Origin of the sequence: Nocardia cerradoensis NBRC 101014 (genome assembly GCF_000308535.1) — a bacterium.
Classification (GTDB): domain Bacteria; phylum Actinomycetota; class Actinomycetes; order Mycobacteriales; family Mycobacteriaceae; genus Nocardia; species Nocardia cerradoensis.
Map to the genome: position 1 here is coordinate 1 of NZ_BAFW01000289.1, position 794 is coordinate 794.

At 58.2% G+C, this 794-nt stretch carries 1 protein-coding gene; it reads left to right on the top strand.

Annotated elements, in window-relative coordinates:
- Positions 1–49 precede the first annotated feature (49 nt).
- Positions 50–794 (top strand): hypothetical protein (locus ON23_RS40105; RefSeq protein WP_143860667.1); only part of this gene is annotated, 745 nt, incomplete at its 3' end.

Consider the following 794-nt stretch of genomic DNA (forward strand, 5'->3'; position numbering starts at 1 on the left):
CGCTAAGCATTGTAAGGAAGCAAAGGTTTAGTTCCTACAGAGTTGGCGTGTGGACGACAAGCAAGGCAAGATGGTGTCAGTGGCAAGGTTTGTGTGCACCCTGCTGGTATCATGTGCAGTGTCAGGTGCATACGGAGCCCGGAATCTGCACGCAAAGAGCGAGAAGGCTATCTCCCTAGAGCAGGCTTATGAGGCCCAGGTGAATGAGCTGGCAGATATGATATCTACAGTGTTCCTGGTCCACCACGGATCCAACCTGCAGTCTTTCAAGAGCCTCAACATTTCATCGGTCCTCTTGGCGGCAGAGCTGGGCCTCACAAGCTTCTTCACCCAAGTTGAGGACTACATTACAGGAACCATCGGGCTCGTCACCAACCTGCCTGAGGAGCTGGCAGGCCTCCCCAAGAATATCTCAGACGCAGCTGCGCTGTCCAACCAGCCCGACCTGACCCAGCTGGCCAACAGCACCTACCTCATGGAGTCCTTCGAGAAGCTGGTGAACGACCTGGAGAACCCCATCGCTGTTGCCGGTAGCGGAGCCGCCTTCTCTTACTCCCCCTGCTTCATCAACGTTGCCCCCGCTGGTGTGGCTGTGTCCGCCACCGGTGTCAGCGTTGCGCCTTCTCTGGCTGTGATCACCCCCGAGGGTGTCAACATCCAGCCCCAGGGTCTTAACATCCAGCCCGTCCTCGTCGCCATCTTCCCCGTCGGTGTCAACGTGCAGCCCCAGGGTCTCAATATTGCGCCCGCCCTCATCGCCGTGACGCCTGGCCGTGTGTCCATCAATCCCCAGG